The sequence below is a fragment of the Peribacillus sp. YIM B13482 genome, assembly GCF_042787975.1.
GTDB lineage: Bacteria > Bacillota > Bacilli > Bacillales > DSM-1321 > Peribacillus > Peribacillus simplex_A.
Genome location: NZ_JBHZPF010000094.1, coordinates 1 through 8,550, shown reverse-complemented (window position 1 = coordinate 8,550; position 8,550 = coordinate 1). Strand labels below are relative to the sequence as shown.

The 8,550-nt window shown below is 41.2% G+C and carries 8 protein-coding genes; 2 read left to right on the top strand and 6 right to left on the bottom strand.

Going from position 1 to position 8,550, the window contains the following annotated elements:
• Positions 1–41 precede the first annotated feature (41 nt).
• The 4 genes from ACFX4L_RS24240 to ACFX4L_RS24225 all read right to left on the bottom strand — a co-directional run bounded on the left by ACFX4L_RS24240 (position 42) and on the right by ACFX4L_RS24225 (position 5,108).
• Positions 42–173 (bottom strand): hypothetical protein, encoded by a 132-nt coding sequence (locus ACFX4L_RS24240; RefSeq protein WP_377406498.1) that lies wholly within the window; start codon positions 171–173, stop codon positions 42–44.
• 305 nt (positions 174–478) lie between these two features.
• A complete protein-coding gene (locus ACFX4L_RS24235) occupies positions 479–790 on the bottom strand; it encodes a rhodanese-like domain-containing protein (RefSeq protein ID WP_061464470.1) in 312 nt (103 codons plus the stop codon).
• A gap of 373 nt (positions 791–1,163) precedes the next feature.
• Entirely contained in the window at positions 1,164–2,510 is a 1,347-nt protein-coding gene (locus tag ACFX4L_RS24230; protein ID WP_377382349.1) for an MFS transporter, read from the bottom strand.
• Positions 2,511–2,594: 84 nt separating this feature from the next.
• Complete coding sequence (locus tag ACFX4L_RS24225; RefSeq protein ID WP_377406496.1) at positions 2,595–5,108, bottom strand: PEP/pyruvate-binding domain-containing protein; 2,514 nt, start codon at positions 5,106–5,108, stop codon at positions 2,595–2,597.
• Positions 5,109–5,347: 239 nt separating this feature from the next.
• Here ACFX4L_RS24225 and ACFX4L_RS24220 point away from each other — a divergent pair, with 239 nt between their 5' ends.
• Positions 5,348–5,611, top strand: coding sequence for an NADPH-dependent FMN reductase family protein (locus ACFX4L_RS24220; protein ID WP_377382343.1), 264 nt, complete (start codon positions 5,348–5,350; stop codon positions 5,609–5,611).
• A gap of 44 nt (positions 5,612–5,655) precedes the next feature.
• Here ACFX4L_RS24220 and ACFX4L_RS24215 read toward each other — a convergent pair whose 3' ends face one another.
• Together ACFX4L_RS24215 and ACFX4L_RS24210 are read right to left on the bottom strand one after the other, a co-directional pair.
• Entirely contained in the window at positions 5,656–6,498 is an 843-nt protein-coding gene (locus ACFX4L_RS24215; protein ID WP_377382341.1) for an aldo/keto reductase, read from the bottom strand.
• A gap of 180 nt (positions 6,499–6,678) precedes the next feature.
• On the bottom strand, positions 6,679–7,884 hold the full coding sequence (locus ACFX4L_RS24210; protein ID WP_377382338.1) for an MFS transporter: 1,206 nt from the start codon (positions 7,882–7,884) through the stop codon (positions 6,679–6,681).
• A gap of 187 nt (positions 7,885–8,071) precedes the next feature.
• On the opposite strand from ACFX4L_RS24210, the gene ACFX4L_RS24205 reads away from it, so the two are divergent.
• Positions 8,072–8,443 carry a winged helix-turn-helix transcriptional regulator gene (locus ACFX4L_RS24205; RefSeq protein ID WP_034309370.1) on the top strand — a complete coding sequence of 124 codons (372 nt, stop codon included), beginning with the start codon at positions 8,072–8,074 and terminating at the stop codon, positions 8,441–8,443.
• Positions 8,444–8,550 lie beyond the last annotated feature (107 nt).

Genomic DNA, 8,550 nt, shown 5'->3' with positions numbered 1-8,550 from the left:
TATCGAATGAGAATCGTCTTTTTTTAATTTGATTTACCGTACTAGTTAGAAAAACGTGAGTTTTTCAGCAGCCTCGCAATCCCAGCCACTTTTTTTAGGACCTTAACACCCTCATTAATCACTTCAGGTCCTATTCCGTCACCCGCAATGACCGCTATTTTATAAACATCCATTCTTCGCCCTCCTTTATCTATATTTTCTGATTTCAACACCCTAATTTTAACATATAACTTTTGCATTCCCGCTCCTAATGGAAACGCTTAAATGTGAACGGCAAAAAAAAATTTTATCGGAAAGGTCCATAATGCAAAAAGAGCCCTTTCATGAAAGGACCCTTTTCATGCCTTTAAATATGCACGTCTTTCCGCATATTCTCGGCAATGTGAACAAACCGCGATTTTTTTTCTTTCTTCATTCAAATATGTCGTTACATTCTTGGATTTACGCTTACAAAAGTAACAGGTTTTTTTGAAGAGCTTCACTTAACGATGACTTCGCCGTCCCATTCAAGCATTCCGCCTTCCATGTTTGCCACTTTATATCCTTGTTCCTGAAGATAATGGCATACATTTTCACTGCGGCGTCCTGAACGGCAGATAAAGATGTATTCTTTTTCTTTATCAAAATAATCAAGGTTAGCTGGGATATCATTCATGCGGATATGTTTCGCGCCTTCGATCATTCCTTCTTGCACTTCTTCGTCTTCACGAACATCGACAAGTTCCATCGCTTCGCCTGCCTCAAGCTTTGCTTCCACTTCTTCAGTTGTAATGATTTTGATTTCTTCCATAATTAGCACCTCGAATTATCGTATGATTTATCTAATTCATTATAACAAAATTTCCAGTTAAACATCACTTAATGAATCCTCGGCTTTTAAGGTTCACATTCAACCGGCCAGCTGATTGAAAAGACATGTACACTTTTTTCTACTGTCGGCATGCCATTTTTATCAAAACACTCATTACTGGCATCCATACATGATTGCTAGGAACAGCAATGAAAAAAGCCATACCCGTCATTCGTTTTTTAGGTACCGCCTGAAATTCCTCACTTGATCTGAGTTCCTGCATTGAATGCAACCTGATCCGTATACCTCTCCGAGCATCACCATTGTAATAGTTTACCATATAGCAGTTAAAAAGGTTCGGTCCTCACTCATTTTATCGGGGAAGAACTCCATCTTTATCAACTCTCAACTTTTTACCGTTTCTATAAACCATTCTGGATAAAATGGCTCCTAATAAGGCCGCCACTATCAGAATACCGAATAGAATCGAATAATTTGCGATGATCCCTATCAAAGTGGATGAGAAGATACTCCCGAAATATCGAAAGGTAGAAAAGATACCCGAAGCCGAGCCCGATACCGATTCATCCACTGCTTCCAGGGAAGCTATCTGCATGCTTGTAAGTCCTAAACCGATCGCCAGCCCATTCACAATGAGTGTGAAGGCTAAATACAGAAGTGATTGGGTTTGGATGACGAATAAGAATAATAGATTCGTTAACACCGTGATGGCGAATGAAAGGAATATGACCTTTTCCGATGCGTATCTCCGGTTAAGCTGTCCTCCTATCATATTGCTGACTGCCATGGAAATCGAGAACAAGGATAACAATGCACCGCTCATGGAAGTCGATATATCCATTTTTGTGGTCATAATCAGCGGCATGACCAACAAAATCGCGTACATCGTGAAATTATTGATCAATACAGATAAATTGGCATTTACGAATACGGGACTCTTAAATAAGCTAAAATCGATAATCGGGGATGGAACAGAACGTTCTTTCCGTACGAATAATCCCACGAATAGAAGGCTCCCGATACCAAGTACGATATACATCGTCATCGATTCTGCATGAGTCAAAGTAATCAATAAAGTGATCGTAACGGCTAAATAAAAGGAGCCGATAACATCCAATGGCTGTCGGGCATTCTTTTTCTGCAGCTTAGGTATAAGGAAAACGCCTCCAGCAAGTGCACCCAATAAAAACGGGACGTTAACCCAGAATATCGCTTTCCAACTAGCTACAGCAATTAAAAACGAGCCTATTAATGGACCTACTGCCGCTCCTAGACCCATTCCCAATCCGAAAAAACCCAAAACCCCCGGCAGCCGCCCGTGTGAAACGGTCTGACGGATAAGGGCTACGACATTCGGGATCAGCAGCCCGCCCCCTATGGCCTGCAGTGACCGAAAAGCGACAAGCATATTTATATTTGGGGCAAGCCCGCATCCAATAGACGCAGCAAAGAATAGTAATATGCCAATTATATAGATTTTCCGATTGCCATATATATCGCCAAGTTTACCAGCAATCGGCTGGGTAACGGCCATTACAATGAGATAGATAGTGACAACCAAAGTGGCACTGTGTATATCCAAACCGTAAAAGTCTGAAATCGACCCGAGCGCTATCGAAATCATCGTTGAATTGATCGGTACTAGAAACGCCGCCATTAAAGTAAAAACGATCATCAGGTATTCCCTCTGTCTACTCATTCTTTCACCTCCATCCTTAAAAGGAAAACAATAGCTTGAACGGATGACACTATGCATTACTAATCCGCTTTAGGTTTAATTTACTCATGCATCAATTATCGTAACGGTTCCTGTATTCCCATCGACAATGACATGATCTCCATTTTTCAATCGATTCGTTCCTATTTTTGTCCCTAACACTGCGGGAATCTGATATTCTCTGGCAATGATTGCTGAATGGGACAGCATGCCGCCAGTATCAGTAATGATCGCTTTTGCATCCTGGAAAAAGGACGTCCAGACTGGTGTCGTGGTCCTGCATACAAGTATATCTCCCTTTTTAAAATCAGAGGCCTCATGCATACCGGATATCACTTTGACTTTTCCTACGCATACGCCGCCGGATGCTGAAATGCCTTTAATCGTATTCGACGTATTTCCCTTGTTTTCGTCCAATGGACCAAACACCATTTCCACGAAAGCACGTTCTTCATCCGTTGGTTCGCCAAAAAATGATGGAGTTTTCATTTTCTCATGCAAATCATACTGCCTTTTCCGTTCCAATACCGTATCCATTAAAGAGTGTGGAGCATCTAAAACCGATATGATCTCATCTTTATATAAAAACCAAATATCTTCCACGTCATCCAGCACGTTCTGCTGCACTAAAAGCTCACCTACCTTCAATAAGTATAAACGTGTCTTTGCATCAAACATGGCATCAATATAAAAATGGTGATCATCCGTGATAACAACTGCATCCAAGGTCATTTGGTAATATTTTTTAAAGACTTCCCGCTCTCCGGGGTCTTCAATTCCATTTAAAAACCTTTGGTAAATCCGTTTCCCGGCAGCCACTGCAGTTTCGAATTCTTTATCAAAATCATATCCATTGATGATGAAATTCTTAATGATTTGCAGTACATGCTCAGGATTTTCAATCCAGGTTTCTCCAACGAAATCATGTGCCTTAAGACATCTGTATCCATACACATTGACGAAATTATCAACTCGGTCCAGAAAATCCTTCCCTTTCCCAAAAGCGCTCAGCATCTGGTATAAGTTTCCTTCATCAGAATCCATGATGACCTTTTGCAACTGAGGTTCATTCTTCGCTTTCAATGATAATTGCCATAAGATTCGATCGGATTCCAGTGACTTATTCATGACTCCGGCCATGGATTGGTAAAGTTCATGGCGTGGCTCGCTCCCTAACAAGCTTTGAAATAGCTTTTCAAGCTTAATATTAATGCTCATATGTGGAAGGACGATCATAAAGTGCCAATAATAGACCTCCTTGAAAAACCCTTCTAACTCATCTAACCCTCTTTTGACTTTTTCAGCCGTGAATTCCTTCGATGTTTCCTCATCCATATATCGATAAATGGGCAGCAAATGATTATGGATGATATCATACATCCTGTTAGTCATCTCTGGATACAAGTCCTCCATAAGCTTTTCGTTATCTATGTTCAATTGCTGTGGGTCCGTTCCGGATTGGATCTGCTTTCCGTAATAATAACCGTTATGGACTTTCATTTGGAGATATCCCGTCGGTTCCCTCAGCTCCTCTGTCGCTTTAGCCATTCCTTGATAAAATGGTTGAGTGAAAATCGAAGCGAATAGTGGTGAAATTTGATCAGGAAATCTGGAATCGATCAAAAACCAAAATTCATCCTTATCATTCCGTTCCAAAATAAACTCTTTCCTGGCGAATGGAATGTCTTCTGTGTCTTCGACCACCGTTGTGATCGGACGGGCTTGCAGGAGATATACCTTTTGATCTTGAATTCCGAATTCCAAATCGACAGGATGCCGATAATGCTTCTCCACCTCTAGTGTCAATTCGATCAATTGTGAAATCATCGCATCATTTAGGCAATATGCATCCCGTTCCGCTCTAGTGGTTTCCACTTCTTCAGTGCCTGTGGAGCCGGAAACGATTTTCAGTTCCTTGCTGCCCTTGATTTTCTTGATTTTTGTACCATCACGTTTAGCCAAATAGGTATCTGGTGTAACGACACCGGATACCACCGCCTCCCCGAGCCCATAACTGGCATTGATCAATATATGTTCTGAATTGTATGTAACGGGATCATGGCTGAAAACCACTCCTGAAACCTCTGAATGTATCAGACCTTGAACCACAACGCCAATTGATATTTTTTCAACTTTTTCATGAATGGTTTCGGTATATTGCTGGACTCGGTTCTCGAAGCAGGAGGCCCAGCAACCTTTTACCCTTGATAGGAATTCTTCTTCCGTTTTAACATTCAGATATGTTTCATACTGACCGGCAAAGGATGCCCCTTCCAGGTCTTCTGTACCCGAAGAAGAACGGACTGCCAAGGATGTATATTCTTCTCGCAGCTCATGAAAAGAACTCAACAGGATGCTTGATAAATCTTCCGGGATGCCCGCTTCCATAATCTCGATTTGAATGGTTTCACTCTTTAAATCCAGTTCATTCATTTCCGCAAAGTGCATAAAGGAATCATTGTTAATAACAAACCCATTTGGGACGGGCATGCCCAATTTAGTCATTTTAATTAAATTTAAAGCTTTTCCCCCTACGATATCTTTGGACTCAGTAGCATTGTTGAATCTCTCTGTATACATATTATTTGCTCCCCTTCCATCCCTTTGAATTAAAATAAACCCCTTTTGAACATACAATCGTTTGTCATTCCCAAGGCAGGGATTAGCCCACCAATTGGAATAACAACCATTATTAACCATAAAATAAACCCTACTTCATTTCACGTGAAAAGGCTTACATCCTTTCCCATGTCGGAAACCGCCCGCGCAATGATTCTTAGGGCTTTCTTTCCATTTTCCTTGATGGCCATTCGGCTAAAATGCAACAAACTATTCAATTTTATATGTATTTACGTTCAAAACGTAAATACATCAAGTCCATACATAACCGAAAAATCCCTACTATAGTCACAATGGGACCAGGATGTAAAAATGCCAGCGAATATAGTATATTCGCTGGCGTTATAAGGAATGAAACTGTGTTAATGCTTGAATCCCAATCAAAAACACCAGAAAAACTGAGGCTGCTCGAATTCCAGCAATCGGTCGGCATGTCCATCTCCACTAATGCGGACTTCCAATAAAAAAAGAGAAAGACGGATATCCCGTCCCTCTCCTTCATACTTGATTAAAAGTCGAAATTATCAGGATCTGGACCAACACGGTGATTCTGATTCAATCCATCAATTTGGTTCAATTCCTCTTCCGTCAATTCGAAATCGAATACAGATGAGTTTTCTACAATACGATATTCTTTAGTGGATTTGGGAATCGTTACAATCCCATTTTGTATATCCCAGCGCAAAATGACTTGTGCAACTGATTTGCCATGCTTGGTCGCAATTGCTTGTAAAACTTCATTATCCAGAAGTTCACCTTGCATCAAAGGAGACCAAGCTTCTAGTTGAATGCCTTGTTCCTTACAAAATGCCTGAACTTCTTTTTGAGTTAAACGCGGATGGCATTCAACTTGATTGACCATCGGCTTCACTTCCGCATCTTTCATTAAATCTTTAAGATGGTGAATCTGGAAATTGCTCACACCGATCGCTTTTACTTTTCCTTCTTTATAAAGAGTTTCCAACGCTCTCCAAGCTTCCTTATATTTTCCTTCCACAGGCCAATGGATAAGATATAAATCCAAGTACTCCAAGCCAAGTTTCTTTAAGCTTTTTTCGTAAGCCGCGATTGTTGATTCATATCCTAAATCAGCATTCCAGACTTTTGATGTTACGAATAAATCTTCCCTTGAGATTCCAGCTTCTTTTAAGCCTTCAAGGATCCCTTGTCCGACCCCTTCTTCATTTTCATAAATGGCAGCCGTATCAATACTGCGATAACCATGTTTAATGGCCACTTTAACTGCATTTACCAGCTCCGGTCCTTCTTCCACCTTAAATACGCCCAATCCGAACCAAGGCATTTTAACGCCATTATGCAACGTAGTTGTATCTTGTAAATTTTTCACCATTATACTCTACCCCCAAATTTTTTCTTCATTGTTTTTAAGATTGTAATGCGTTTAAGTATCAGTATCATTACATCCCTTCAAGGAACCTCCCATCATTCGCTGAAGGGATGCAATGATACTTGGTTAATCATACTCTAAACGCATAGCATGCTTTTTCTAACATGCATCACTTTTTCAATCCTATGCTATTTTGCCAGTTCCCCTGGAACGGTCTTTACTTTCCAAGGCACGGCTCCAAGCTGTTAAAACCACTGCTGCAAACACCATAACTCCACCTATCCACGCTGTATGAATCAGTCCGATCGAATCCGTAATCACCCCGCCTAAGTAGGCACCAATGGCGATTCCCGCATTGAAAGCAGCAATATTGATGGCTGACGCCACGTCTACTGCACTCGGCACGAAACGCTCCGCTAACATGACGACATACACTTGAAGCCCCGGAACATTCATGAATGCAAATAATCCCATTAAAATGATCGTAATTAGACCGGCTATCTTAAACGGTGCCGTGAAAGTCAAGACAACAAGTACAATGGCTTGAATAAGAAACATATAGAATAGGGCATTAATAGGATTGCGATTCGCGAATTTCCCGCCAAGGGTATTTCCTATTGCTATGGCTACTCCATATATTAGCAAAATCAATGCTACAGTTCCTTCTTTATACCCTGTCACTTCCTGAAGTAATGGCGAGAGGTACGTGAAGACAACGAATGTACCTCCATACCCTAATGCTGTAATGATGAATACTAGCAGCAATCGGCCATTCGTAACCAATTTGATTTGATCACGGAACGTTGTCCGTGCAGCTTTTCTTAAATCGGATGGGACTAGGATGCTGTTCCCGATGAAAGCAATCACGCCAATTGCCACAATGATGATGAAAGCGAATCTCCAGCCGAATTGCTGCCCGACGAAGGTTCCAAAAGGAACTCCGGTCACCGTTGCCACCGTCAGGCCTGTAAACATGATGGCGATGGCACTTGCCCTGCGGTTTTCAGGAACCAAATCAGCAGCAATCGTAGCGCCGATTGACATGAAGATACCATGTGCAAGCGCTGAAATGACACGTGCGATCAATAATACACCGACCGTGGTCGCAGAAGCCGCTAATGCATTTCCGGCAATGAACACGACCATTATCCATAGCAATAAAGTCTTTCGCGACATATTCGATGTCAGGGATGTCAGGATAGGTGCCCCGAACATGACCCCTAAGGCGTATAAGGATACCGTCAATCCCGCCGTCGTCACTGTAATATGTAAATCTTTAGAAATGAGTGGTAATAGTCCAACGCTGATGAACTCTGTTGTTCCAATCGCAAAGGCACTGATCGCTAAAGCCAGCAATGCCCATGTACTTCTATTTTTACTTGAAATCATATCCTCTTCTCCTTCTCGTCTTTTGTACTATCATTGAAATTGCCTTAGCAACTTTTTTTATAAATGGTACAGTTGAATTCGGTGTGCAGATGTTATTATGAGTTATAATAGAAATAAAAAACAGTACGTACTTTAAAGTGATATAGGCACCTTTTAGTACCTATAAAACAAGGAGAGTATGCCAATCATGCAAAAAAAGAAATACAATATATCAGTTGAAGCGACACTGGAAGTAATGGGCGGAAAGTGGAAATGCGTAATCCTCTGCCATCTGACCCACGGAAAAAAGCGGACCAGTGAATTGAAGCGCCTTATGCCGAACATCACCCAAAAAATGTTGACCCAACAATTGAGGGAGTTAGAAAAGGACGAGGTCATCAATCGTATCGTTTATAACCAAGTCCCCCCTAAAGTGGAATATGAACTTAGTGAGTATGGGCAAAGCCTGGAAAGTATCCTATCCGCACTGTGTACGTGGGGGGAAAATCACATAACCAGAGTGTATGGGGATAAGTTTTCCGTTCTCGAGGAAAGTGTATTGAATGATCAATTAAAGTAATTCAAAACAAAAAAACGGAGTCCACTAAAGGGAGGCTGCTGAAAAACTCACGTTTTTCTAACTAGTACGGTAAATCAAATTAAAAAAAGACGATTCTCATTCGATAC

Excerpts from the sequence above, each read along its gene's own strand:
- ACFX4L_RS24240 (WP_377406498.1), bottom strand. The coding sequence starts at position 173 with ATGGATGTTTATAAAATAGCGGTCATTGCGGGTGACGGAATAGGACCT.
- ACFX4L_RS24230 (WP_377382349.1), bottom strand. The coding sequence starts at position 2,510 with ATGAGTAGACAGAGGGAATACCTGATGATCGTTTTTACTTTAATGGCG.
- ACFX4L_RS24210 (WP_377382338.1), bottom strand. The coding sequence starts at position 7,884 with ATGATTTCAAGTAAAAATAGAAGTACATGGGCATTGCTGGCTTTAGCG.
- ACFX4L_RS24235 (WP_061464470.1), bottom strand. The coding sequence starts at position 790 with ATGGAAGAAATCAAAATCATTACAACTGAAGAAGTGGAAGCAAAGCTT.
- ACFX4L_RS24220 (WP_377382343.1), top strand. The coding sequence starts at position 5,348 with ATGCAACAAACTATTCAATTTTATATGTATTTACGTTCAAAACGTAAA.
- ACFX4L_RS24205 (WP_034309370.1), top strand. The coding sequence starts at position 8,072 with ATGCAAAAAAAGAAATACAATATATCAGTTGAAGCGACACTGGAAGTA.
- ACFX4L_RS24225 (WP_377406496.1), bottom strand. The coding sequence starts at position 5,108 with ATGTATACAGAGAGATTCAACAATGCTACTGAGTCCAAAGATATCGTA.
- ACFX4L_RS24215 (WP_377382341.1), bottom strand. The coding sequence starts at position 6,498 with ATGGTGAAAAATTTACAAGATACAACTACGTTGCATAATGGCGTTAAA.